Origin of the sequence: Streptomyces sp. NBC_00287, assembly GCF_036173105.1 — a bacterium.
In the GTDB taxonomy this organism is placed as follows: domain Bacteria; phylum Actinomycetota; class Actinomycetes; order Streptomycetales; family Streptomycetaceae; genus Streptomyces.
Window position 1 is genome coordinate 352,991 of record NZ_CP108053.1, and the last position, 24,356, is coordinate 377,346.

Annotated in this window: 27 protein-coding genes and 1 pseudogene; 17 read left to right on the top strand and 11 right to left on the bottom strand. The window is 69.4% G+C overall.

From position 1 onward, the window contains the following. Nucleotides 1-133 precede the first annotated feature (133 nt). Entirely contained in the window at nt 134-868 is a 735-nt protein-coding gene (locus OHT76_RS01865; protein WP_328868925.1) for a D-Ala-D-Ala carboxypeptidase family metallohydrolase, read from the top strand. A gap of 36 nt (nt 869-904) precedes the next feature. Beyond that, nucleotides 905-1,432, top strand: coding sequence for an SMI1/KNR4 family protein (locus OHT76_RS01870; protein ID WP_328868926.1), 528 nt, complete (start codon nt 905-907; stop codon nt 1,430-1,432). A gap of 6 nt (nt 1,433-1,438) precedes the next feature. Here OHT76_RS01870 and OHT76_RS01875 read toward each other — a convergent pair whose 3' ends face one another. From OHT76_RS01875 to OHT76_RS01890, 4 genes are all read right to left on the bottom strand, one after another. Further along, nucleotides 1,439-2,248, bottom strand: coding sequence for a phosphotransferase (locus OHT76_RS01875; protein WP_328868927.1), 810 nt, complete (start codon nt 2,246-2,248; stop codon nt 1,439-1,441). Between the two features lie 18 nt (nt 2,249-2,266). Next, complete coding sequence (locus tag OHT76_RS01880) at nt 2,267-3,154, bottom strand: hypothetical protein (RefSeq protein ID WP_328868928.1); 888 nt, start codon at nt 3,152-3,154, stop codon at nt 2,267-2,269. Nucleotides 3,155-3,197: 43 nt separating this feature from the next. Beyond that, complete coding sequence (locus OHT76_RS01885; protein ID WP_328868929.1) at nt 3,198-3,812, bottom strand: dihydrofolate reductase family protein; 615 nt, start codon at nt 3,810-3,812, stop codon at nt 3,198-3,200. 190 nt (nt 3,813-4,002) lie between these two features. Next, on the bottom strand, nt 4,003-4,410 hold the full coding sequence (locus tag OHT76_RS01890; RefSeq protein WP_328868930.1) for a RidA family protein: 408 nt from the start codon (nt 4,408-4,410) through the stop codon (nt 4,003-4,005). 99 nt (nt 4,411-4,509) lie between these two features. Between OHT76_RS01890 and OHT76_RS01895 the strand changes: the two genes are divergently transcribed. Beyond that, nucleotides 4,510-4,890, top strand: a complete 381-nt coding sequence (locus OHT76_RS01895; RefSeq protein ID WP_328868931.1) for a winged helix-turn-helix transcriptional regulator — start codon at nt 4,510-4,512, stop codon at nt 4,888-4,890. A 7-nt stretch (nt 4,891-4,897) separates the two neighbouring features. On the opposite strand, the gene OHT76_RS01900 is transcribed toward OHT76_RS01895, so the two are convergent. Both OHT76_RS01900 and OHT76_RS01905 read right to left on the bottom strand, forming a co-directional pair. Continuing rightward, nucleotides 4,898-5,425 carry a DUF2269 domain-containing protein gene (locus tag OHT76_RS01900; RefSeq protein ID WP_328868932.1) on the bottom strand — a complete coding sequence of 176 codons (528 nt, stop codon included), beginning with the start codon at nt 5,423-5,425 and terminating at the stop codon, nt 4,898-4,900. Nucleotides 5,426-5,511: 86 nt separating this feature from the next. Then, nucleotides 5,512-5,814 (bottom strand): hypothetical protein, encoded by a 303-nt coding sequence (locus OHT76_RS01905; RefSeq protein ID WP_328868933.1) that lies wholly within the window; start codon nt 5,812-5,814, stop codon nt 5,512-5,514. A gap of 180 nt (nt 5,815-5,994) precedes the next feature. On the opposite strand from OHT76_RS01905, the gene OHT76_RS01910 reads away from it, so the two are divergent. Beyond that, nucleotides 5,995-6,615: an NADPH-dependent F420 reductase gene (locus tag OHT76_RS01910; RefSeq protein WP_328868934.1), complete on the top strand. Its 621-nt coding sequence runs from the start codon at nt 5,995-5,997 to the stop codon at nt 6,613-6,615. 23 nt (nt 6,616-6,638) lie between these two features. Here OHT76_RS01910 and OHT76_RS01915 read toward each other — a convergent pair whose 3' ends face one another. Then, nucleotides 6,639-7,232: a TetR/AcrR family transcriptional regulator gene (locus OHT76_RS01915; protein ID WP_328868935.1), complete on the bottom strand. Its 594-nt coding sequence runs from the start codon at nt 7,230-7,232 to the stop codon at nt 6,639-6,641. A gap of 79 nt (nt 7,233-7,311) precedes the next feature. On the opposite strand from OHT76_RS01915, the gene OHT76_RS01920 reads away from it, so the two are divergent. Continuing rightward, complete coding sequence (locus OHT76_RS01920) at nt 7,312-8,229, top strand: oxidoreductase (protein ID WP_328868936.1); 918 nt, start codon at nt 7,312-7,314, stop codon at nt 8,227-8,229. A gap of 124 nt (nt 8,230-8,353) precedes the next feature. On the opposite strand, the gene OHT76_RS01925 is transcribed toward OHT76_RS01920, so the two are convergent. Then, nucleotides 8,354-9,577, bottom strand: a complete 1,224-nt coding sequence (locus OHT76_RS01925; RefSeq protein WP_328868937.1) for an RNA-guided endonuclease InsQ/TnpB family protein — start codon at nt 9,575-9,577, stop codon at nt 8,354-8,356. Nucleotides 9,578-9,602: 25 nt separating this feature from the next. Here OHT76_RS01925 and tnpA point away from each other — a divergent pair. Continuing rightward, nucleotides 9,603-10,018: pseudogene (gene tnpA, locus OHT76_RS01930) on the top strand (IS200/IS605 family transposase). 1 nt (nt 10,019) lies between these two features. Here tnpA and OHT76_RS01935 read toward each other — a convergent pair. Both OHT76_RS01935 and OHT76_RS01940 read right to left on the bottom strand, forming a co-directional pair. Further along, a complete protein-coding gene (locus OHT76_RS01935; protein WP_328868938.1) occupies nt 10,020-10,778 on the bottom strand; it encodes a M15 family metallopeptidase in 759 nt (252 codons plus the stop codon). Nucleotides 10,779-10,788: 10 nt separating this feature from the next. After that, nucleotides 10,789-11,637, bottom strand: a complete 849-nt coding sequence (locus OHT76_RS01940; RefSeq protein ID WP_328868939.1) for a hypothetical protein — start codon at nt 11,635-11,637, stop codon at nt 10,789-10,791. A 251-nt stretch (nt 11,638-11,888) separates the two neighbouring features. Between OHT76_RS01940 and OHT76_RS01945 the strand changes: the two genes are divergently transcribed. From OHT76_RS01945 to OHT76_RS01990, 10 genes are all read left to right on the top strand, one after another. Next, the gene (locus tag OHT76_RS01945; RefSeq protein ID WP_328868940.1) at nt 11,889-12,365 is read left to right on the top strand and encodes a lipocalin-like domain-containing protein; all 477 of its coding nucleotides are present in this window, start codon (nt 11,889-11,891) and stop codon (nt 12,363-12,365) included. Between the two features lie 28 nt (nt 12,366-12,393). Continuing rightward, complete coding sequence (locus tag OHT76_RS01950) at nt 12,394-12,900, top strand: carboxymuconolactone decarboxylase family protein (RefSeq protein ID WP_328868941.1); 507 nt, start codon at nt 12,394-12,396, stop codon at nt 12,898-12,900. Between the two features lie 415 nt (nt 12,901-13,315). Further along, nucleotides 13,316-13,408, top strand: a complete 93-nt coding sequence (locus OHT76_RS01955; RefSeq protein WP_328868942.1) for a putative leader peptide — start codon at nt 13,316-13,318, stop codon at nt 13,406-13,408. Between the two features lie 172 nt (nt 13,409-13,580). Next, nucleotides 13,581-14,615, top strand: coding sequence for an ABC transporter substrate-binding protein (locus tag OHT76_RS01960; protein WP_328868943.1), 1,035 nt, complete (start codon nt 13,581-13,583; stop codon nt 14,613-14,615). A gap of 5 nt (nt 14,616-14,620) precedes the next feature. Further along, nucleotides 14,621-15,469, top strand: coding sequence for an ABC transporter ATP-binding protein (locus OHT76_RS01965; protein ID WP_328868944.1), 849 nt, complete (start codon nt 14,621-14,623; stop codon nt 15,467-15,469). Continuing rightward, entirely contained in the window at nt 15,466-16,404 is a 939-nt protein-coding gene (locus OHT76_RS01970) for an ABC transporter permease (RefSeq protein WP_328868945.1), read from the top strand. Before OHT76_RS01965 ends, OHT76_RS01970 begins: the two co-directional genes overlap by 4 nt. Before the next feature lie 47 nt (nt 16,405-16,451). Then, nucleotides 16,452-17,807 (top strand): LLM class flavin-dependent oxidoreductase, encoded by a 1,356-nt coding sequence (locus OHT76_RS01975; protein WP_328868946.1) that lies wholly within the window; start codon nt 16,452-16,454, stop codon nt 17,805-17,807. Further along, a complete protein-coding gene (locus tag OHT76_RS01980; RefSeq protein WP_328868947.1) occupies nt 17,804-19,396 on the top strand; it encodes an FAD-binding protein in 1,593 nt (530 codons plus the stop codon). The genes OHT76_RS01975 and OHT76_RS01980 overlap by 4 nt, the downstream gene beginning before the upstream one ends. Then, nucleotides 19,393-19,761: a ferredoxin family protein gene (locus OHT76_RS01985; RefSeq protein WP_328868948.1), complete on the top strand. Its 369-nt coding sequence runs from the start codon at nt 19,393-19,395 to the stop codon at nt 19,759-19,761. The genes OHT76_RS01980 and OHT76_RS01985 overlap by 4 nt, the downstream gene beginning before the upstream one ends. 56 nt (nt 19,762-19,817) lie before the next feature. Next, complete coding sequence (locus OHT76_RS01990) at nt 19,818-20,717, top strand: TauD/TfdA dioxygenase family protein (RefSeq protein ID WP_328868949.1); 900 nt, start codon at nt 19,818-19,820, stop codon at nt 20,715-20,717. Nucleotides 20,718-20,766: 49 nt separating this feature from the next. On the opposite strand, the gene OHT76_RS01995 is transcribed toward OHT76_RS01990, so the two are convergent. Beyond that, nucleotides 20,767-22,668 carry a DUF1996 domain-containing protein gene (locus tag OHT76_RS01995; RefSeq protein WP_328868950.1) on the bottom strand — a complete coding sequence of 634 codons (1,902 nt, stop codon included), beginning with the start codon at nt 22,666-22,668 and terminating at the stop codon, nt 20,767-20,769. Nucleotides 22,669-22,909: 241 nt separating this feature from the next. Between OHT76_RS01995 and OHT76_RS02000 the strand changes: the two genes are divergently transcribed. Beyond that, entirely contained in the window at nt 22,910-24,355 is a 1,446-nt protein-coding gene (locus OHT76_RS02000; RefSeq protein WP_328868951.1) for a glyceraldehyde-3-phosphate dehydrogenase, read from the top strand. Nucleotide 24,356 lies beyond the last annotated feature (1 nt).

Genomic DNA, 24,356 nt, shown 5'->3' on the forward strand with positions numbered 1-24,356 from the left:
GAGCCGCCCACGTTCACCACCCCGCCACCGCCGCGCCGTTGACGCGCGTAGTGCTTGGCCTCAGGCTGGGCACTGATCGCCGCCGAGAGGGCGGTTGTCACATCAACCGGAAGTCGACGACCCGGAGGTCGGGATGTTCAGACGGATGGCACGTTCCCTCACCGCGTTTGTCATGATCATGTCTGGTGCCGTGGTGGGCGTGGGCGCCACCACGGGCACCGCGCACGCCGACGCGTGCTACACCTGGAACCGCACCCTCTCCCAGGGCGCCTCCGGAAGCGATGTCACCCAGCTCCAGATCCGGGTCGCCGGCTGGGTCACCTCCGGCGAACGCCTCTCCTACGACGGCCAGTACGGCGCCCGAACCGCCGCCGCCGTCAAGAAGTTCCAGTCCGCATACGGGCTCGCCGCCGACGGAGTCGCGGGATCGGCGACCTTCAACAAGCTCTACGCCCTCCAGGACGCGGACTGCACCCCGATCCACTTCAGCTACGCCGAGCTCAACCGCTGCAACTCCGACTGGTCCGGCGGCGCCGTCTCCGCGGCCACCGCCAAGGCGAACGCCCTGAAGACCATGTGGAAGCTGGAAGCCATGCGGCACGCGCTCGGCGACGTCCCGATCACCGTCTCCAGCGGCTTCCGCTCCTACGCCTGCAACAGCGCCGTCGGCGGCTCGTCCACCAGCCGCCACCTCTACGGCGACGCCGCCGACCTCACCGGCTCCCCGACCCTGTGCCGCCTCGCCCAACAGGCCCGCACGCACGGCTTCTCGGAGATCCTCGGCCCGGGCTACCCCGGCCACAACGACCACACCCACGTCGCGCTCGACCCCTCCCCCTACTGGTCCGCGCCCACCTGCGGCATCTGAGCGACCGTTGTCAGAGCCGGCGGCTAGTCTGCGCGCGTGACAGAAACGACTGTTGACGACCGCGCACTGCCGCCGGCCCTGGCCGAAATCTCCGCCTTGGAGTTCGACTACGACGAGGGCAACGGCATCGACTTCGAGCCCTACGCCGCCTTCGACTCCCCCGAGGAGACCACCGACTGGCTGCGCAACTGGACCGGCAACCACGACCTCGACGGCGGCGCCTACCGCGTCTTCGGGCAGGACGGCACCGGCGGACTCGCCGCCCTCTGGTGCATACGTCCCCGCCCCCCCCTCGCCGAACAGCCGGTGGTCTTCATGGGCTCCGAGGGCGCCTGCGGTGTCGTCGCCGGGAATCTGTCCGACTTCCTGTGGGTCCTCGCGGACGGCATCGGACCGATGGAAGCCGTAGAATACGACGACCACACGAGCCGTCCGGACCCGACGCTCACCTCGCTCGCGCAACGCCACGCGACCACTGCGCGCCGGACCGCGCAGGCGATCATCGCCGACGCACGGGCGGAGTTCCCGACGTACGCCGAGGACATCGACGCGCTCTGTCAGTAAGGCTGGTCAGTCCAGCAATGCGGCCGTGAACGCGTCTCGCCGGGCTGCCAGCCACGCCTGAATGCGGTCCCACCGTTGCCAACCGCCGCGCTCGGCGAGCATGCGCTGGTAGACCGGGTCACCGTCGGCGACCCGGCGACCGACGAAGGCCCGGCAGGTTTCCGTGGCCTGCTCGATGACTCCGGGCAACTCGGCGCGTTCGCGCGGCGGTAGGCCGTAGGCATCGGCGAGAGTGCGCAGGCGTGTGGGTGCGTCGAGTGCGGCGGGGTAGAGGGCGGCCGCGGATTCGGGGTCGAGCATGGGCACCCAGTAGCGGGCGGCCATGGCGAGGTCCCACACCGGTCGACCCGGGGCCGCGAAGTCGAAGTCGATGAGGGCTGCGGCGCGGCCGTCGCGGAAGACGACGTTGTCCGGGCACACGTCGTTGTGGCAGACGACCGTGCCTCCGGCCGGATCGGCGAGGTCCGCCTGCCACTCGACGCCGGCCTCGACACCCACGGCCGCGCTCGCATCGTGGAATTGGCGCAGGAGGCGTCCCACCGACGCGAGGGCGGTGTCGGTCAGTGCCCAGTCAGGGAAGGGTGGCAGGGCCACCGTGCCGGGGATGAAGGTCAGTTGCTCGCGGCCGTCGTCGGTGAGGCCGATCGGGGTCGGCGCCGCGTTGAAACCGTGCTTCCTCAGTGCGAGCAAGTGGGTATGAAGGGCGCGGGCGTTGGGCGGCGCGGGGCGGTCGACCAGCCCGCCTCTACGGAAGACCGCGCCGGCGTTCGCCGAGCCCCCGGTCAGCTCCTCGCCTCCAGCCGTCATGCCGATCATGCTACGGCCGGCCGTCGGTCATGCCTCGACGGTAGGCGGGGTCGCTGACAACGCCGCCCTCAGCGCGGCCACCGCGGCCCCCGCGTCTTCGGCGTAGAAGCGGAAGGTCCGTGCCTCGGCGGGCTTGCCCAGCGCGCGTATGTAGCGGACGGGCTCGGTCAGTTCGACCGTGACGGTCGTCTGGCCCGCCACGGCCAGGTCGGAGACGCCGTTCTCGTCCACGGCCCCCAGCTTGCTCTCCGGGAACTTGCGGTCCTGGCGGACGGAGGCGATGCGGTCGGCCGGGATACGGATGTCCAGCAGGGCGCCGTAGCGCAGACGCAGCGAGCCGCCGGGGCCGATCACATGAGGGCGGACCACGCAGGAGGCGTGCAGGGCGATGACGAAGTAGCAGCCCCAGATGTCGAGGACGAGGGTGACGGCGTGGACGATCGGCCAGGGGATCAGGAAGGCGAGGGCCACGGTCTCGACGACGCAGACGAAGAAGAAGCCGTACATGACCGCCGTCTGGCCCGGGGCGTACGGGACGGTCTGGTCGCCGTCGCGTACGCCGTGCGGGCCTCGACGGGTCACCCAGCGCAGGAAGCTGGTGGAGAGGAAGACCTCGTGGGCGGTCAGTTTGCGCACGACGGCCGGGACGGAGTCGGCGATCGCGGCGAGGAGAGCCGGATGGCGGTGCAGACCCTCGCGGCGGTGGCGCCGGTAGTCGAGGGAGAGCAGGCTGCTCGCCGCGATCCCGACGGCGAGCATCGCCGACTCCATGGCCAGCCGTGCGCCTGGCGGTATGGTCACTCCCCCGGCCAGGCACAGGATGAGCACGAGCTCTCCTGGCACCAGGGCCGCGAACGACCATCGCACGGCCTTCCTCAATGCCTTCACCGCGTCGTTGGGCTCTCCGATTCGCATGGCCCCCAGTAGAAACGTTGCCGTTGCGACAAGGTCAAGCGGCTCACTTCACGAAGCGGTACTTCAGATGGGTCGCGAGGGGCGTGTCCACCACCCCGACCGCCTCGAGGTTCCGCTGCTCGGCGCCGATTCCGTCGAAGAGCCGCAGCCCCGCACCGAGGAGCGCGGGCACCACATGCAGCTGGAGTTCGTCGATAAGGCCCTCCCTGAGGTACTGCTGCACGGTGTCCGCCCCGCCCGCGATGTCCACGTTCCGGTCCCCCGCGGCGGCTTTCGCCTGGTCGAGGGCGCTGTGGATGCCGTCGGTGACGAAGGTGAAGGTGGTACCTCCTTCCTTGACGAGGGTCGGCCTGGGGCGGTGGGTGAGCACGAAGACGGGGGTCTTGAAGGGCGGGTTGTCGCCCCAGAACTCCTCGCCCAGGTCGTACATCGTCCGGCCCATGACCACCGCTCCGGTGGCGTCGAACCACTCGCGGATCAGCTCGGAGTCGCGGTTCTCCTCGCCGCCGGTCATGCCCTGGCGCTGCCGCCAGCTCGCCAGGGTGTGGATCCACTCGAAGATCGGCTCGGCGCCGTCGCCTCCGGGGTTGTCGAGGGAGACATTGGGGCCGGCGATGTAGCCGTCGAGGGTGATGGCCATGTCTGAGGTCACGGTCATGATCGGGCGCTCCTGAAAGTACTGGGTGTACTGCCTTCACCTTCACGTCGATCGGGAAAGCACCCATTCGACATGGACGTACCGGGAGCTCACCGACGCGTGGATGCGTCGTAGCCGGATCCATTTGGAGAGGCCCTTCGACCCGGACTGACCGTGGAGGCCGTCACCCGGATCACCACGCCCCGTCGCGTCAGTCGATGACCGCGGTGGCCTCGACCTCCGCCAGATGTTCGGGGACGTCGAGGGCGGCGACGCCGATCAGTGTGGCGGGCGGTACCGGGGTCACCCCGAGGGCCGTGGTCGCGCGGGCGATGCCCTCGATGAGCAGGGGCATCTTGTCGGGGGTCCAGTCGACGACGTAGACGGTCAGCTTCGCCAGGTCCGCCAGGGAGGCGCCGGCCTCGGCCAGGGCGGTGGCCACGTTGAGGTAGCAGCGCTCGACCTGGGCGGCGAGGTCGCCCTCGCCGATCGTGGCGCCCTGCTCGTCCCAGGCGACCTGCCCGGCGACGAAGACCATTTTGGAGCCGGTCGCGATCGACACCTGCCGATAGGCGTCGATCTGCGGAAGTCCGCCGGGGTTCAGGAGGGTGATGGCCATGGTGTGAGCCCTTCTCGTGCTCTCTTGTGGTTACTCAGGAACCGTAGGAGAGTGTGTGTTGACATGGAAGAACGCACTTTTCGGTGACGGGGGAACCTCATGGTGACCAAGCAGGTCAGGGGCACTGCCGAGGACGCGGACCTGGCGCGCGCGGACTCGCTGGCGCGGGAGATCTTCTCGGACGTCGCCAACAAGTGGGCGCTGCTGATCATCGAGTTCCTCGGTGACCGGACGCTGCGGTTCAGCGAGCTGCGCAAGGAGGTCGAGGGCATCAGCCACAAGATGCTCACCCAGAACCTGCGCATGCTGGAGCGCAACGGACTGGTGGAGCGGACGGTGTACCCGACCGTGCCGCCGCGCGTCGAGTACACCCTCACCGCGCCGGCCCAGCAACTGCGCGAGACGATCGACGGCCTGTGCCGCTGGACGCGCACGCACCTGGGCCACATCGAGTCCTCCCGCCACCGCTTCGACGACTGACGGGGGCTCAGGCCGTCTGGCGTACCCGCTCGGGGCGGGCGGCCGGGGTGCGCAGCCGTCGGCCGCGCCGGGTCAGGCCCCAGGGCTTGAGGACCGAGATGACCGTCATGAAGACGTAGGCGGTCAGGGACACGATCGGGCCGAACAGGACATCACCCGCATCGGGCAGCGGGCCGCCCGCGGCGACGGCGGTGACCGCGGAGTTCACCCCGGGGCGCAGCGCGAAGACCGTGGCGGTGGTGGTGGCCAGGGTCAGCCAGAACTTGGTGTAGACCCACCGGTGCCTGGCCAGCCCCCAGACCGTGCCCAGGGAGAGCAGCAGGCCGCTGAGGAGCGTCAGGAACGCCACGGGGAGCAGGAGCCAGTCCGCGAACAGCTTCATGGCCCGCACCGACGCCTCCACCGTCACCGGTGAGCCGGTGCCCGCGGCGGTGCCGCCCAGGGCGAGCAGGCCGAGTGTGAGCCCGAGCCAGGAGGCGGAGGCGACGACATGGACGACGAGGGTGGCCCGGCGGGCGGGGCGGCTGAGTTTCACGAAGAACAGCCTGCCGAGCAGCCCCGCGCGGGGCGTCTGACGGCGGGAGCAACCTCATGTACTCGCCAGGGCGTACGCCGCTGTCGTCAGGCTGCTCCGCTGACGCCCGGAGGGACGAAGCGCCGGTGCAGCGGGGCCGCTGTCACCTGGGGGTCGCCTTGTACGCCCAGTTCGCCCTTGATCACCGGTTCGATCCGGCCGGCGATGAACTGTGCGAACTGCCCCTCCGACTCCCAGATGTCGAAGGCGTGGAAACCGCCGTCGTCGAACCAGCTCCCGTGCAGCACGAGTCCGTCCGGCACGTCGGTTTCCCAGCCGACGCGGTCACGGGCGGCTTCGTACACCTCGGGGGTGATTCCGGGCCAGGCGATGTTCACTGCGATTGCCATGGGGGTCCTCTCGTGTGCCGGTGCGTGGGGTTGCTCAACCCCTGGCCAAGTCTTCGACGGACCCGCCGGGCTCACAACCGGAGTCTGCCTCCCCCGGCCCACAGGACTACGACTTTGGTGCCGTCCGACCTGGGCCCGCGGCCCGATGGGCCGAGCCGCGGCAGCGGTTAGCGTCACGGCATGCGTATAGGACTACTTGGCACCGGCAATGTCGCCCGAGCACTGGCCCACGGATGGAGCGCCGCGGGACACGATGTACTCCTTGGCTCCCGTAGGCCGGACGAGCGAAAGGAACTCGGCCTACCCGTAGCAGGACTGAGCGAGACCGCCGCCCACGCGGAGGTTCTGGTCAACGCCACACCGGGGAACGTCTCCGTCGAGCTGCTGCACTCCATCGGCGCGCCCGCGCTGGCCGGCACCCTGCTGATCGACGTCGGGGTCGGCCTCTCCGACGACTACGTCGAACTCTCACACCCCAACAGCAGCCTGGCCGAACAGATCCAGGCGGCGTTCCCCGAGACCCGCGTCGTCAAGACGCTGTGCACCATGGACTCCACCGCGATGGCCGCCCCGGCCGGTCTCAGCGGACCGAGCACCGTCTTCCTCTCCGGCGACAGCGCCGAAGCCAAGCGGACGACCGGAGAGTTGCTCACCGACCTCGGCTGGCCGCCGTCGTCCCAGCTGGACATCGGGGGCATCACCAGCGCCCGCGGGCAGGAGCACTTCGCCCTGCTGTTCATGGGGATCGCGCACGGTGTGGGGTCGCACACGTTCAACATCCAGGTGGTCACCCTGCCGTGACCTGACCCGAGTCCTGCGCGGGTCTAGTCCGGCCGGCACCCGCGCAGGATGGACGCGATGACGTCGTCCAGTCCGTGTTCGGACACCTGGGGCGGCAGCATGCCGGCCACCAGCAGGCCGACGTATCCGTGCAGAGCCGCGAAGACCGGCAGCGCGACACGCTCCAGCGGCCCCTCGCGCACCTCTCCCCTGCGCTGCCCATCGCTGATCAGTTCGAGGAGCTGCTCGGACCAGCGGTGGGCGGCCGCGCTCAGGGTCTCGGACGCCTCCGGGCTGTGCTTGACCGAGAACATCAGGTCGAGCAGGGCGGGGTTGGCCGCGACGAATCCCACGTAGGCGCGGGTCGCCGCGTCCAGCCGCTCGGCGAAGGACTCGCCCACCCCCTCCTGAGAGGCCGCGATGGCATCGGCCAGCCGCTCGAACCCCGTCGCCGCCAGCGCGTCCAGCAGGGCCTGCTTGGACTTGAAGTGGCGGCTGGGCGCGGCGGGGCTCACCCCGATGTCACGGGCAAGTTCCCGCAGCGACAGTGCGCCCGAGCCTCTCTCGCGCAGTGTCTGCTCGGCGCGGGCGAGCAGCTGGGCGGGCAGGTCTCCGTGGTGGTAGGAGCGGTTCCTCATGCCCCAACCCTAGCGGCGTGTGAGCAACGCCCACATTGTGAACGTTGCATACATTGTTATCACCGAATACATTGGGGGCATGGCAAAGAACCAGCACCCCCAGCCCTGGGCCACCACCGCCCTCCCCGACCTCACCGGCCGCACCGCTGTCATCACCGGCGCCAACAGCGGCATCGGCCTCACCACCGTCAAGGCGCTGGCCGGCGCGGGCGCCCATGTGGTCCTCGCCGTACGGGACCCCCGACGCGGCGAGAGCGCCGCCGAGCACGTGAACGGCAGCGTGGAAGTACGCCGCCTGGACCTCGCCGACCTGGCCTCGGTCCGCGAGTTCGCCGCTGACTGGCACGGCGACCTGGACCTGCTCATCAACAACGCCGGGGTCATGAACATCCCCGAGGCCCGTACCAAGGACGGCTTCGAGATGCAGTTCGGCACCAATCACCTGGGCCACTTCGCCCTGACGAACCTGCTGCTGCCGCACATAACCGACCGCGTGGTGACCCTGTCGTCCACGGCGCACAAGGTCCCGGGCAATCCCCGCATCCACTTCGACAACCTCGACCTGGCCCGCGAGTACCAGCCGATGACCGCCTACAGCCAGTCCAAGCTCGCCAACCTGCTCTTCACGCTCGAGCTCCAGCGCCGACTCGCCGAGGCGGGCTCGTCTGTACGCGCCCTGGCCGCGCACCCCGGCTGGGCGGCCACCAACCTCCAGGGACACGACGCCAGCTTCCTGCGCCGCGTCTTCATGCGTCTGGGCAACCGTCTCATCGCCCAGGACAGCGAGGCCGGCGCACTGCCGACCCTCTACGCCTGCGTCCAGGACCTGCCCGGCGCGAGCTTCGTCGGCCCGGACGGCATGTTCGAGATGCGCGGCGCCCCGACCCTGGTCAGCCGCTCGGCGGCGGCCAGCGACCCGGCAACGGCCCGCCGCCTGTGGACCGTCTCGGAGGAGCTGACCGGCGTCACCTTTCCCGAACCCGCCGCTGTGGCCTGAGGGCCCTTCAGCCCATTTCCCACGGGCCGAAGATCGCGCTGCCGACGCCCGTGCTCCATGCCCATTGACTTGCTCCTCGGGCTGAAGCCCGAGGATTCTGGCCTTCTCGTCCGTTGCTGTGCCGCTACGCGGCACGGGGTTCGGGTGAGAATCCATGGCTTCCTGCTTCGTCGCGCTGTGCCGGGACGAGTCCTGGTCTTACCTGCGCTCCACAGGCTGTAACCGCCAGTCCGGCGGCCGTTTTCACGTTCTTCGCGGCGTTGTGGTCCCGGTCATGGACCGCACCGCAGGCGGCACAGGTCCACTGCCTGATGTGGAGAGGTTTGGGGCCATCCTTGACCCCGCAGGCTGAACAGGTCTGGGAGGTCGGCTCGAACCTGCCGATCTTCACCAAGTACCGCCCGTACCTGACCGCTTTGTACTCCAGCATGTGCACGAACTGTGCCCAGCCGGCGTCATGCACACTCTTGGCCAGTCTTGTGCGTGCGAGTGCTTTGACCGCCAGGTCTTCCACGCCGATCGCTTGGTTGTCGCGGATCAGCTTAGTGGAGAGCTGGTGGTGGAACTCACGGCGGGCGTCCGTGACTTGTGCGTGGGCGCGGGCGACCTTGAGGCGGGCCTTCTCACGGTTCTTGGATCCTTTCTGTTTGCGGGACAGCTCGCGTTGGGCCTTCTTCAGCTTCTTCTCGGCGCGGTGCAGAAACCTCGGGGAGTCGATTGTCGTGCCGTCGGAGAGGACGGCGAAGTGGGTCAGGCCCAGGTCGATGCCGATGCTCTGGTCGGTGTCGGGCATGCGGGTGGCGTCGGCCGCCGGGTCGGTGTCGATGACGAAGGAGGCGAAGTACCGTCCGGCCGCGTCCTTGATCACGGTGACCGAGGTCGGGGTGGCGGGTAGGGTGCGTGACCACTTCACCTTCACCGCGCCGACCTTGGGAAGGTTCAGCCTCCCGGAGGCAGTGACCGACCAGCGGGCGTTGGCGGTGAAACGGATCGACTGCCGGGCGTCCTTACGGGACTTGAACCTCGGCGCCCCCAGTTTGGGACCCTTGCGCTCGCCCTTGAGGGAGGCGAAGAAGTTCTTGTAGGCCGTCTCGGCATCACGCAGGGACTGCTGGAGCACGACGGCGGAGACCTCGCCCAGCCACGACCGTGCGTCGGTCTGTTTCGCCTCGGTGATCAGCTTCCTGGACAGTGCGCCGGCCGCCGGGAATGCCCCGCCCGCACGGCGGGCGTCCTCTCTGGCACGCACCGCGTCATTGAATACGACGCGGGCGCACCCGAACGCCTTGGCCAGTGCGGTGCGTTGGCCGGAGTCCGGGTACAGCCTGAAGGCGTACCGAAGCTGCATGACGGCCACGATACATACTTGGGTTATGGGCGAGATGCAGACGATCAGAACTGGCCGGCACTGTGTTTTCGTGATGCATGTGCACTTGGTCTTCGTGACCAGGTTCGGCACAAGGTGTTCACGGATGCTCACTTGAGACGCATGGTGGAGATCATGCGGTCGGTGTGCGCGGACTTCGAGTGCGAGCTGGTGGAGTTCAACGGCGAGGACAGCCACGTCCACCTCCTGGTGAACTTCCCGCCCGAGGTCGCCGTCACCAAGCTCGTCAACTCCCTCAAGGGTGTCTCCTCCCGCCGTCTGCGCCAGGAATTCCCCGACCTGGTACGCCACTACTGGCGGGCCAACAAGCTCTGGTCCGGTTCCTACTTCGCCGGCACCGTCGGCGGCGCCCCGCTCTCCGTCGTCAGGCAGTACATCGAACAGCAGAACCGGCCCGCGTGAGTTACCCGGCTCCGCCGGGATCGCCCATCGCGGCGCTCCGCGCCACGGATGGTGAACACACAATGTCCAGCTCCGCCGACCAAGATTCCGCGACGCTCCGCGTCGCCACGACAAGATTCGCTTCACCACCGGGCTGAAGCCCGATGCACTGCGAATGAATCTGGTAGCGGTCGCCGTAGTACCAATGCCACCACTCCGTCGGGTAGTTCACCAAGCCCGCAGCCATCATGGCGGTGTTGAGGATCTCGCGGTTCTCACGGGCCTCGGCAGTGATGTTGTCGGCGCCGGTGTAGCAGGCGCCCTGACTCTCTTCGGGGCTGGCGTTGAGGCGGGTGCCGAGGTCGAGTTCGTGTCCGTGGGCGTCGACGAGGGTGAGGTCGACGGCGGCTCCGGCGCTGTGCGGGGCGATGTCGGGCGGGGAGACGTAGCGGCTTGCGGCCGCGTGGATTTGGGCGGTGGACCAGTCGGGGTGGGCCGTCCGCAACTCGGCCGCGTACTCCTCGAAATAGCGGCGTTGCAGGGAGAGCGGGCGGTACCTCTCGACAAACAGCAGGCGCAGTCCGTCGGGCAGCAAGTCCTGGGCGGTGACGAGCCGTTGGAGGACGCCTCGGCGCAGGTGGGCGAAGGCGCCTTCGGGGTCGGTCTTGCGCGGGTCGACCAGGAGGGCGCCGTCGCTGCGGACGTCGACGAGGGGCTCGCCGCATTCCTGGACCGGTATGGCCGCGATCCTGGGGTCCGACATCAGAGTGATCTCGTTCATGAGGAGATCATTACCCCTGGTGGCGCTCCAGTCGGGCAGTTGCCGCGTCCGCACGTCGTCTGGCCTCACGCACTCGGCGTTCGACCGCCCTCAGCTTCTCGCGCGCCTGGCGCTGTTCCTCACGTGCCTGGCGGTGGTCTCCCTCGACGCGGCTCAGCTCCTCGGTCAACTCACTGACCCGATGCTGCAGTTGGGCGGTCCTCTCCTGCACCGTCTCGTGCTCCCGCCCGGCTTCGGCCGCCTCGTCCTCCAGCGCCCGCAGGTCGCGTACGGCCGTGTCGGCGTCCCGGCGGGCCCGGTCCAGCGCCTCGTCGTCGCGGCGTTTCGCCGGGCGGGGTGTGGGCGGAGGTGGGGTGGCGGCGCGGCGTACCGCGCTCGGGCTGACATCGGGGAAGCCGACGATCGCCTCGAACGGTCTGACCAGCCGCCCCTTCGCCCATTCCTCGGCCGCCTCGGGGTCGGCCAGGACGGCATGCAGGGTCGCCTCCACCTCGCGCCCCACATCCTCGCCGACCGGATGACCGGCCTGCGCCGCGAGCTGTCCGGCCTCCCGGGAGAGCGCGCGGATCAGGGTCTTCTGCTGGCCGCTGAGCTCCCGCAATTGCCCCCCGTCCAGGTCGTGATGGGCTCGCCGCAGCCCTTCCCCGAGCCGGAGCAGCGCTTGGACCTCTTCGGGGCGTTCACGGACCAGGAGGTTGCTGACCCAGGCCGCCAGGCTGGGGCGGCGCAGCTTGCCGATCTTCTCCGCGAGGGCGCGGTCGCCGGCTGTGCGGGCGGCGGCCATGCGGGTATTGCGCGCCGCGGTGAAGTCCTCCGGCCGCAGCGCGTACAGCTCGTCGGCGACCGTGTCGATGTCCACGATGGCTCCTGTCCGTGGGCGCGCGCTCTTCGAGCCTAGGGCCTGTGGTGTGAAAGCGCTGGTCGGCGAACTGATCGCGGGCGGCCGTGGCGGGGGCGGGCCACCACATCCCCGGAGTTGAACGCGTTCAACATGTCTGCCAGGGTGTCCTCGTCATGGCCTGCCTGCCCAGGTGGGTCCATTCGGGCTGCGGCAGGGGGCTGGCGGTGGGAAAGCCGTGGGGGCGGGCACTCATCCTCGGGATTGCGGCGATGGTGCTATCCCTATTGAGTGCGTGCGCGGGCCCGTACCAGTACTACGAGGGCACGGGGCTGCACGACGCCACGGTCGGCGAGGTCGCGGGAAGCTGGAAGTGCATCGAGGGCACCCGCATGACGCTCCGTCCGGACGGTACGGCTGTTCTGCAGCGGCTCGACGGCCAGGACTTCGACTTCGACGACGGCTGGCGGGTCTCCGGCACGGGGACCTGGGAACTGACCGACGACGCCGACGGGCAGGACGTACACCTCACCCTGACGACCCGGACCGGAGTGGCGATGCGTGCGGCTGTGGCCGATGCTTCAGCCGCAGCTGAGCCGCCCACGACGTACACATGGCGCTTCTATCTGCGGCGCGATCAGCGCGAGGCGCTGGAGCTGTTCTTCTTCTACGGCGATCCCGACATCGGCAACACATACGTGATGACACGAGCGGTCACACTTCCGCGTCGGCATCCGTCAGTGCAGTGAAAGCAACGTGATGCCCGAAAGGAAGACGATGATGGCACGTTCGATCACTGCTGAGATTCCGATGCGGCCCCGCATGGCCGAAGACCCCACGAAGCTTGTTCCCGCGATGGCGGAGGTGTCGGCCTCTCTGTTCAAGGCCGTCGGCAATCAGTCGGTGCCGCGGGCCACGATCAGTCTGGTCCAGCTGCGCGCCGGGCAGATCGTGGGCAGCACCTATCTGACCGTCCTGCACACGGGTTTCCTCCGCCAGGCCGGGGAGGCCGAGGAGCGGATCACTTCGGTGTCCTCCTGGCAGGACTCGCCGTACTTCACCGGCGCGGAGCGAGCCGCGCTGGCTCTGGTGGAAGCGGTGCTCCAGCCCTCGACGGACGGCGAGCGGGTGTCGGACGAACTGTATGCCGAGGTGTCCGAGCACTACGACGACAAGGCGCTCGCCACCTTGACCATCGCCATCGGCCAGGTCAATTTCTTCACCGCCCTCGCTCTGGTCACCAAGCCGGTGCCCGGACGGTCGTTCACCGATCCGTGGGCCTGAACCCGGCCGAGTAGGCTCCAGCAGCCGGTCGGTGCCCGCGGGCGCCGACCGGCTCACTCATGTCACCCGGCCCTTCGCGTCCTGGCAGATCTTGCCGGCACCGTGCCGACGAAGACGCCCGAGCGGCCCTGGCCACGGCGACGACGGACCCGACGCGGACGTCAGGGCCTGGGCGGCCAGGGCACTGTGACATCACAGATCCGTATCCCGTCCACCGGTACGTCGGTGGCGCGGGCCAGGAGCAAACACACGCGGCGCTGCCGGGCCCGAGTCCGGCACACACGGCGGTCGCCACGCACCACTTGTCCGGAGAAATGTGAACGCGGTACTTCAGTCGCATGTCGGACCATTGCGAGTATGAGACGCAGGCCCAAGCGACATTGACCTGGCCGGAATTCGCTGCAACTCTCGTGCCGTGAGCAAGACCGAGAACCTCGCCGCGCGCCTGCACGTCGATCTGCGACGTCAGGCCAGCGCCATCTGTGCCGCCTGTTGTCACACCCGCTGACAGCCGCCGCAGTTCCCCTTTGCTCCGTTTTCACAGTCGGCTTGTGTGCCGAGCCGCTGTTCTCACAGACGTCGGACTCCTCGGAGACATTTCCGCCGAGGTCCAGAGGTCTGTTTTCCGTCGTTCGACGTCTGCCATTTCCTTGAACCAGTTTCCCGAACAGGACCTTTTCATGGCTGCCACCACGGCATCGACCCGACGTCAGTTCCTCACTCTGCTAGGTCTTTCGACGGTCGTCGTGAGCTGCGGTACGGCCGCGACCGGAGCCACGTCCGGCAAGGGCCAGACCCGAACGCTCCGGTACCAGGGCTGGGCGGGCCAGGTCACCCTGCCCGAACTGGCCGAGGACCTCGGCTATCTGCAGGACGTGAAGCTGGAGTGGGTCGGCAACACGATCAGCGGTCCGCAGGACATCCAGTCCGCGGCCACGGGCCAGGTCGACTTCGGCGGCGCGTTCAACGGCGCGGTCGTCAAACTGGCCGCGAACAAGGCGCCCGTCAAGGCGGTCATCAGCTACTACGGCTCCGACAAGCACGCCTACAGCGGCTACTACGTCCTCAAGGACAGCCCGATCCGCTCCGCCCGGGACCTGATCGGCAAGAAGGTCGGGATGAACACCCTCGGCGCTCATGCCGAGGCCATGCTCGACATCTACCTTCAGCGCGGCGGCCTGTCCCAAGGGGACATCGACAAGGTCGAGCCCCTCGTGGTGCCGCCGGTCAACACCGAGCAGTCGCTGCGGCAGAAGCAGATCGACGTGGCCGTCCTCGGCGGCGTGCTGCGCGACAAGGCCCTGGCGACCGGGGGTATCCGCCCGCTGTTCACCGACTTCGAACTGCTCGGCGCATTCAGCGCCGGCACCTATGTCATGACGGACCGCCTCCTCCAGCAGAACCCCGACACCGCGCGGACCTTCGTCACCGCCGTCGGAAAGGCCATCGAGTGGGCCCGTGCCACGCCCCGGGAAGAAGTCATCGCCCGGATGACGGACATCGTGAACAAGCGCGGCCGGAACGAGGACGCCGCGCCACTGAAGTACTGGCATTCCTATGGAGTCGCGGAAACCGCGGGCCGGATCACCGGCAAGGAACTCCAGCTGTGGATCGACTGGCTGAGCGAACGCGGCGACATCGACAAGGGCCAGGTCAAGCTCTCGGACCTCTACACCAACGAATTCAACACCGCCGCCTCCACGAGCGGGAGCTGATTCTGATGCCGGAATCCACCACGCAATCCGCCCTTCCAAAGATCGTGTTCGAGGACGTGCGGAAAGAATTCACGGTCAAGGACCGAGCGGGAGATCGGCACAGCACCCGTTTCACCGCCCTCGACAGCATCCATCTGGAGATAGCGGCGGGCGAGTTCGTCGTCCTCGTCGGTCCGAGCGGCTGCGGAAAGTCGACCCTGCTGGAGCTGCTCGGCGGACTCACCCGCCCCACCGGCGGGCGGATCCTGCTGGACGGCGAACCCGTCACAGGACCGGGCCTGGACCGGGGCATCGTCTTTCAGCAGTACGCGCTGCTGCCGTGGCGCACGGCGCAGGGCAACGTCGAGTTCGGCCTGGAGGCCACCGGCGTGCCCCGCCGTCAACGGGCCGCACGCGCCCGGGAGTTCCTCGACCTGGTCGGCCTGACCGGGTTCGAGGGCCGCCATCCGCATGAGCTGTCGGGCGGGATGCGGCAGCGCGTGGCGATTGCCCGCAGCCTCGCCTACGACCCCGATGTGCTGTTGATGGACGAGCCGTTCGCCGCCCTGGACGCCCAGACCCGGGAGTCGCTCCAGGACGAACTGCTGCGTATCTGGCAGCGCACCGGCAAGACCGTCGTCTTCATCACGCACGGCATTGACGAGGCCGTCTACCTGGGACAGCGCGTCGCTGTCATGACATCGCGGCCGGGCCGCATCAAGCAGATCGTGCCGGTCGCCTTCGACTCCCGTACGGCGACGGACGACCTGCGTTCCAGTGCCGAGTTCGTGCGCTACCGGCACGAGATCTGGTCGCTGCTGCACGACGAAGTGGCCAGGGCCCAGCAGTTGGAGAAGGAGGAGGCATCCGTATGAGCACGACGACCGGCACCGCCACCGACAAGACCACGGCACCCGGCGCGGTGGAGGCCGCCGAGCCCCTCCCGGCCCTCTCCCCCGTTCCTCCCCGCGCGTCGGAGACAGGCGGGGCAGCGCAAGCGGCCGCGCGCCGAGCGCCCTCCGTCCCTGCCCGGGTCCGCCGGTCGGCGCGCCTGTTGCTCGCCGGGGCGACGAAGTCCGCGGCCATCGTGGCCCTGCTGCTGCTCTGGGAGACCGCGCCGCGGCTCGGTCTGGTCGACCGGACGTTCCTGCCGCCCTTCAGCGAAGTCGCCCGCGCCTGGTGGGGGCTGGCGGCCGACGGCCAGCTGGCCGACAACGCGCGCGCCAGCCTGGTGCGCTCGTTCAGCGGATTCGGACTCGCCGTGGCCTTCGCCGTACCGCTCGGCCCGCTGATCGGCTGGTACCGGCCGGTCGCCGACCTCCTCGGACCACTGCTGGAGGTGTTCCGCAACACCGCCGCACTGGCCCTGCTGCCGGTGTTCGTGCTCCTGCTGGGCATCGGGGAGACCTCGAAGATCTCGATCGTGGTGTACGCGTGCACCTGGCCGATCCTGCTCAACACCATCAGCGCGGTCCGCAACGTCGACCCGACCCTGCTCAAGCTCGCGAGGTCGATGGACCTGTCCGCGCCCCGGCTGTTCCAGAAGGTCATCCTGCCGGCGTCCGTGCCGGTGATGTTCACCGGCATCCGGCTGGCGGGAGCGGTGTCCATCCTGGTGCTGGTCGCCGCCGAGATGATCGGCGCCAAGGCGGGCCTCGGCTATCTGATCAACGCCTCGCAGTACAACTTCGCGATCCCGCAGATGTACGCGGGCATCATCACGATCTCCGCCATCGGCGTCGCCTTCAACCAGCTCCTGGTGACCGTGGAACGACGGCTCAGCTCCTGGCGCGTACCCGCCGCCGGCTGACCCAGCCCCGCCGCATGCCCGACCCACTCCCCTTCCGAGGAACCCTCATGCCCTCCACCGGTCCACGCACCCTGCATCTGAACGCCTTCCTGATGAACGCCGGCCACCACGATGCCGCCTGGCGGCACCCCCGTACCCAGCCCGAGAAGGTCACGGATCTGCGCTACTTCCAGCAGCTCGCGCGGACGGCCGAGCGCGGCCTGCTCGACTCCGTGTTCCTCGCCGACGGCCTCGCCCTGTGGGGGAACGTCCGGCACAACGCGCTCGGCGGCTTCGAACCGCTGACCCTGCTCTCCGCCCTTGCGGCGGTCACCGAGCACGTCGGCCTGATCGCCACCGTCTCGACCACCTTCAACGAACCGTTCCACACCGCCCGCAAGTTCGCCTCCCTGGACCACATCAGCGGGGGCCGGGCCGGCTGGAACATCGTCACCTCCGGCACCGTGAACGAGGCCCGCAACTTCGGGCAGGACGAGCACGTGGAGCACCGGCTGCGCTACGACCGCGCGCGGGAGTTCCTGGAGGTCGCCACCAAGCTGTGGGACAGCTGGGAGGACGACGCGGTCCTGCTCGACCGGGAGCGCGGCGTCTACGCCGACACCGACAAGGTGCGGGAGATCGACCACCGTGGTGAGTACTTCGGGGTGCGCGGCCCCCTGAACGTGCCGCGCAGCCCGCAGGGATACCCGCTCCTCGTGCAGGCGGGCTCCTCGGAGGACGGCAAGGAGTTCGCCGCCCAGTACGCCGAGGCGGTCTTCACCGCCCAGCAGAGCCTCGCCGACGCCCAGGCCTTCTACAAGGACCTCAAGTCCCGGCTGGCTCGCTACCACCGCACCGAGGACCAGCTGCTGGTCCTGCCCGGCATCGCCCCCGTCATCGGCTCCACCGAGGCCGAAGCCCGCGCCCTGGAACAGGAACTGACGGATCTTCAGGTTCCGGAGTACGGGCTTGCTCAGCTGTCCGGGATGCTCGGCACTGATCTGACCGGGCTGCCCCTGGACGGGCCACTGCCGGACCTGCCCGAGGTACGGGACATCAACGGCAACAAGAGCCGCTTCACACTCGTCGCCGAACTCGCCCGTCGCGACGGCCTCACCCTGCGCGAACTCATTGCCCGGCTCGGCGCGGGCCGCGGCCACCGCGTCTTCGCCGGCACCCCCGAACAGGTCGCCGACCAGCTTGAGGAGTGGTTCACCCAGGGCGCCGCCGACGGCTTCAACATCATGCCGCCCCATCTGCCGGGCGCCCTGGAGGACTTCGTCGACCACGTCGTGCCGATCCTCCAGCGGCGCGGCCTGTTCCGTACCGAGTACACCGGCCGCACCCTGCGCGAGCACTACGGCCTGGCCCGCCCCGCCAACCGGCTGGCCACGGCGGCCTTGGCAGAGGGACGGCCGGCGTGAGCGGGCCCGAGCTCACCACCGACGTCCTGGTGGTCGGCGGCGGGCCCGCGGCCACCTGGGCCGCGCTCAAGGCCGCCCAGGACGGGGCGGACGTGGTCCTCGCCGACAAGGGCTACTGCGGCACCAGCGGCGCCAGCGCCTCCGCCGGAACCGGAGTCTGGTACGTCCCGCCGGAGCCCGCGGCGCGGGAGGCCGCCATGGCGAGCAGGGAGGCGCTCGGTGGGTACCTGGCCGACCGGCGCTGGATGGCGCGCGTGCTGGACCAGACGTACGCCGGGATGAACGAGCTGGCGGCGGCAGGGCGTTACCCCTTCCCCACGGGGCCGGACGGCAGGCAGCTCAGGAACGGTCTGCAGGGACCGGAGTACATGCGCAGGATGCGGATCCGCGTCCAGCGGGCAGGGGCACGCGTTCTCGACCACAGCCCGGTCACCGAACTGCTCACCGACCCTTCGGGGGCGGTCGCCGGGGCCAGGGGGTACCAGCGCCAGGCAGGGCAGCCGTACCGGGTGCGTGCCGGGGCCGTCGTCCTGGCCACCGGCGGCTGCGCTTTCCTGAGCGGCGCCCTGGGCTGCAACGTCAACACCGGTGATGGCGCGCTGTTCGCCGCCGAGGTGGGCGCGGAGCTTTCGGGGATGGAGTTCTCCAACGCCTACGGCATTGCGCCCGAGGGCACCTCGGTCACCAAGACCGCGTTCTACTCCTTCGCGACGTTCTACCGCGAGGACGGCACGGTCCTGGAGGGGGCGGCCAGCCAGGGCGGCCGGTCCGTGATCGCGCGTGCGCTGCTCAGCGAGAAGGTGTACTGCCGCCTGGACCGGGCCGACGCCGCGGCCCGCAAAGCAATGCGGCTGGCCCAGCCCAACTTCTTCCTCACCTTCGACCGGCTCGGCATCGACCCCTTCACCCAGCGTTTCGCCATCACGCTGCTCGCCGAGGGCACCGTGCGCGGCACCGGCGGCATCCGCGTCACCGGCGACGACTGCTCCACCACCGTCCCCGGGCTGTACGCGGCCGGGGACGCGGCGACCCGGGAGCTGATCTGCGGCGGCTTCACCGGCGGCGGCAGCCACAACGCCGCGTGGGCCATCTCCTCCGGCACCTGGGCGGGCCTGGGCGCGGCTCGGCACGCCCGTTCGCTCGGCGTCCGGGTCGGTACCCGGCATCTGGTGGCGGCGGGCGGCGCCGGGCTGCGGCCCACGGGGACGCCCGGGCCGGCCAACGGTTTCCGTGAGGTCGTCGCCGCGGTCCAGGGCGAAGTGCTGCCGTACGAGAAGAACTACCTGCGCCACGGGGACCGGCTCACCGCCTCGTTGAAGGTGCTCGACGCGCTGTGGGCGCGGTGCCGCGCCGGCCTGCACGCCGGGGGCGAGGACACGGTGCGGGCCCGGCAGGCGGTGGCGATGACCGCGCATGCCCGCTGGATGTACGCCGCCGCGCTCGCCCGTACCGAGACCCGCGGCATGGCCAAGCGGCTCGACTTCCCTGAACAGGACCCCGGGCAGCACCACCGCATCGTCACCGGCGGCCTGGACCGGGTGTGGACGCGCACCGAAACCCTGCGGACAGCGCTGGAGGTGGCTTCATGATCGAGCTGGTCTCGGCGGAGCGCTGCATCGCCTGCGACAAGTGCGTCAAGGTCTGCCCGACCGACGTCTTCGACCGGGGCGCGGACGGCATCCCGGTGCTCGCCCGCCGTGACGACTGCCAGACCTGCTTCCAGTGCGAGGCGAACTGCCCCGTCGACGCCCTGTACGTGGCGCCCCTGACCCGCCCGCTGCCCGACGACTCCCCCGCCCGGAACGAGGAGCACCTGGACCGGACCGGCCTGCTCGGCAGTTACCGCCGGGACATCGGCTGGGGACGAGGCCGCACGCCCGGCGCGCTGCGGGGCGTAGGCCCTCCGCTCGGGCCGCCGGGGTCCACCGGCCCCTCCGCGCCCATCACCTCCTGACCGCCCGCGACCGCTCACCGATCACCGATCACCCACACCGGAAGGACACCCGCGCCATGACCACCAGCACCGACTTCGACATCATCAGGATCGGCGGCCGTATCGGCGCCGAGATCCTCGGAGTCGACCTCTCCGCCGACCTCGCCCCCGCCATCGTCACCGAGATCAACTCCGCGCTTCTGGAACACAAGGCGCTGGTCTTCCGCGGCCAGCACCTCGACGACGCCGGCCAGCTCCGCTTCGCCTCCCTGTTCGGCGAGCTCACCACCGCGCACCCCACCGTCCCGTCCGTCGACGGCCAGCCCCACATCCTGCCCGTCGACGGCGAAGAGGGCATCCGCGCCAACCAGTGGCACACCGACGTCACCTTCGTACGCACCCCGCCGAAGGCGTCCACACTGCGCGGCATCGTGATCCCGCCCTACGGCGGCAACACCCTCATCGCCAACTCGGCGGCCGCGTACCGGGACCTTCCCGTGCCGCTGCGCGAGCTCGCAGACAAGCTGTGGGCGGTGCACACCAACGACTACGACTACGCGGCGCCGAGGAACGAAAAGGCGGCCGAGCACCGCAAGCGGTTCGTCTCCCGGAAGTACCGCACCGCCCACCCGGTGGTCCGCGTCCATCCCGAGACCGGGGAACGCGGACTGTTCATCGGCGGGTTCGCGCAGAGCATCGTCGGGCTCGGCCCGTCCGAGTCGCGGGATCTGCTGCGCCTGTTCCAGTCGTACGTCACCCGCCCGGAGAACATCGTGCGGGTGGCCTGGCAGCCCGGCGACCTCGTGCTGTTCGACAACCGCATCACCCAGCACTACGCCCCCGACGACTACGGCGACCTGCCGCGTCTGCTGCACCGCGTGACCGTCGCCGGGGACATCCCGGCCGGCATCGACGGCACGCTCAGCCATGTCATCGAGGGCGACGACGCCACCCACTACACACCCGCCTCGGCATGAGCCCCGGCCGCTGGGAGCGTCGACGATCGGCACCCCCAGCGGCCCTCACTCACGCCCGGCGCCCGATGCGGCGCAGCAGCACAATGCCTGCGATGACCAGGACGGATCCGGCTGCGGCAGGCCACAGTTTCGCGCCCGTGTCGGCGAGTGAGCCGCCGGCCGTCTGCGGTTCGGTTCCGTCCGACTGCGACTGGTCGGCTCCGACGGGGGCCGGGGCCTGGGTCGGCGTGGCCGTCGCCGATCCGATCGCCTCGGCCGGTTCGGTCTCGGCCGGGTCTTCAGCGGTCGGGGTCGGTGATGGGGTGGCGTAGGTCTTCGGCTTGTCGGCGGTGGCGGACGGGGTTGCGTCAGCCGGGGGCTCGTTGCTCGGCGTGGCGGCCGGGGGCGCCTGCGTCGCGGGCTCGGTCTGACCGTCGTCGCCGGTCGGGGTCGGGTCAGCAGGCTCCTGCGGCTCCTCGGGCTGCTCGGTCTCCTGCGGCTGCTCCGGCTGCTGGGTCTCCTGCGGCTCCTCCGGTTCCTGCGGCTCTTCCGGCTGCTGCGGTTCCTCCGGCAGCGCCCCGCCGTCGCACTGCCGGCCCTCATTGATGCAGTCGACCATCTCGCGCATCAGGTCCTCGTCGAAGACGTTGATGAAGTCGCCGTGGTCCGTGACGGGCTTGTGCAGCTGCTCGGGGAAGGCGTCGACCGCGAAGAGCGGGGTCGTACGGCCGCCGTCGTCGAGGCTCGGGGCGTCGACGTCGTAGACGATGCGCTGGACCAGTTGCGGGATGGCCTGGAAGCCGGCCGGGCAGGTGCCGTCGGCCGCGGCGAAGGCCACGTGGGTGCGGTGGTTGGCGCTGTCGATGTTGCGGCCGTCCCAGCAGCTCTGGAACTTGAACGTGCGGACCACGTCGCTGCCTTCGGGGCAGAGCGGGTACTTGTCCTTCAACTGCCGGTCCTCGAACCCGGTACAGCTCCAGGACGCGTTGGCGTTGGCCGTGCCGTTGACGAAGGCCTTGGCGTCGCCGGTGATGATGCGCAGCAGACGGGGCATGCCGGTCACTTCGCCGGTCGGGCTGCCCTGGAAGGTCAGCGTGACCTCCTGGGGGGTGACGATCTCACCGGCGTTGCCCTCGATGCCGCCGCCCGGGGCGTTGGCGTCCTGCTCCTGGGTGCCGTTCTGCAGACGCAGGACGGGCCAGTAGTACGAGGACTTGTCGCCCTGGTTCTCGCAGCTGGTGTCGGCTGCGGCCAGGTCCTCGTCGCTGGCGAAGGCGTCGTTGGCCTGGTTGCCGATGTAGTCGTGGAAGTGGTGGGCGCCGTTGGAGACGCCCGGCGCGACGATGACGTTGTCGGAGTTGAAGATGCCGTTCTCGTTGACCCCGCAGCTGGTGGTGAAGGTGCCGCGGGAGGCGCCGTCTTGGGCGGCCGGGGGCTGGACGTTCGGCTGGACCGTGGTGATGTCGGTGAAGTCCGCGGCGACGGGGCCGTTTCCGGCCTGGCCGCCCTCCGGCTGCTCTTCGGGGACGGTCAGTTCGCAACCCGCCAGCGCTTCGAGCCCCTCGGGGCGCTCGCCGGCATTGCCGATCGCGACGGCGATCCGTTCGATCGTCGCGCCCCGCTTCTCCTCCAGCGGGTTCATGATCGAGCCGTCGGTGAAGCCGGTGTCCTGCCGCTGTTCCGCTGTCGCCGCCCGCAGTTGCTGGTAGGCCTCGGCTATCTGGCCGTCCAGGGCGGCGAGTTCGTTGTCGACGTCCGTCCTGGCCGCGTCCGGGATCTCGGTCAACTCGCTGCCCACGTCAGGGCAGTCGATCGTGGCCTCGCCGCTCTGGGCCGAGGTGCCGTCACCGCCCTCGGTCGCCGAGGCGTAGATGTTGGTCGCCACCAGCCCGCCGCCGCCCAGGATCAACGCGACCGCGGCGAAGGTCGCGCGTCGTGGGCCGGTCGGGCGCCTGCGCGTATTGCGTCTCAAGGCAGTACTCCTACGTTCGGGGCCAGCGAGCGGGCATACAAATCCCTCGCCCCCATACGGACGCAGGGCCCACCGTGTTCAACCGCCTCACGGATTCATACGAAGCTCTCAGAGAACCCCACGTCACGCCGGACGCCGGATACATTTAGCCCGCGCATGCAACTATCTCCGGGACCCCGATCATGACCCTTCGAACAGGCGGGTTAGCATATGAGCACCGCCTAGCTCGAAAGAGACTTCTGTGACTGTCAACGACGACTCGTTCACCAACTGGAAGAACCGCGAGGAGATCGCGGAGTCGATGATCCCGATCATCGGGAAGCTGCACCGCGAGCGGGATGTGACGGTCCTGCTGCACAGCCGCTCCTTGGTGAACAAGTCGGTGGTCAGCATCCTGAAGACCCACCGGTTCGCGCGGCAGATCGCGGGCGAGGAACTGTCGGTCACCGAGACGCTGCCCTTCCTGCAGGCACTCACCGCTCTTGACCTCGGCCCGTCCCAGATCGACATCGGCATGCTCGCCGCGACGTACAAGTCCGACGACCGCGGCCTGTCGGTGGCGGAGTTCACCGCGGAGGCCGTCGCCGGCGCCACGGGCGCCAACAAGATCGAGGGCGGCGCGGGCCGTGACGTCGTGCTCTACGGCTTCGGGCGCATCGGCCGCCTCGTCGCCCGGCTGCTGATCGAGAAGGCAGGCTCCGGCAACGGTCTGCGGCTGCGTGCCATCGTCGTGCGTGGCGGCGGTGAGCAGGATCTGGTCAAGCGTGCCTCGCTGCTGCGCCGGGACTCCATCCACGGCCAGTTCCAGGGCACGATCACCGTCGACGAGGCGACCGGCACGATCTTCGCCAACGGCAACGCGATCAAGGTGATCTACGCCAACGACCCGTCCGAGGTCGACTACACGGCGTACGGCATCAAGGACGCCATCCTGATCGACAACACCGGCAAGTGGCGTGACCGCGAGGGCCTCTCGCAGCATCTGCGTCCCGGTATCGACAAGGTCGTCCTGACCGCGCCCGGCAAGGGCGACGTCCCGAACATCGTGCACGGTGTCAACCACGACACGATCAAGCCGGACGAGCAGATCCTGTCCTGCGCCTCCTGCACCACCAACGCGATCGTCCCGCCGCTGAAGGCGATGGCCGACGAGTACGGCGTCGTCCGCGGCCATGTGGAGACCGTCCACTCGTTCACCAACGACCAGAACCTGCTGGACAATTACCACAAGGCCGACCGTCGTGGCCGTTCCGCGCCGCTGAACATGGTGATCACCGAGACCGGTGCCGCCTCCGCCGTCGCCAAGGCGCTGCCCGACCTCAAGGCGCCCATCACCGGCAGCTCGATCCGCGTCCCCGTGCCGGACGTCTCGATCGCGATCCTCAGCCTGCGCCTGGGCCGGGAGACCACCCGCGAGGAGGTCCTGGAGTACCTCCGGGACGTCTCGCTGAACTCGCCGCTGAAGCGCCAGATCGACTTCACCACGGCCCCCGACGCCGTCTCGATGGACTTCGTCGGCTCGCGCCACGCGTCGATCGTCGACGCCGGCGCGACCAAGGTCGACGGCGACAACGCGATCCTCTACCTCTGGTACGACAACGAGTTCGGCTACTCCTGCCAGGTCATCCGGGTCGTCCAGCACGTCTCCGGAGTGGAGTACCCGACGTTCCCGTCCCCGGCGGTCTGAT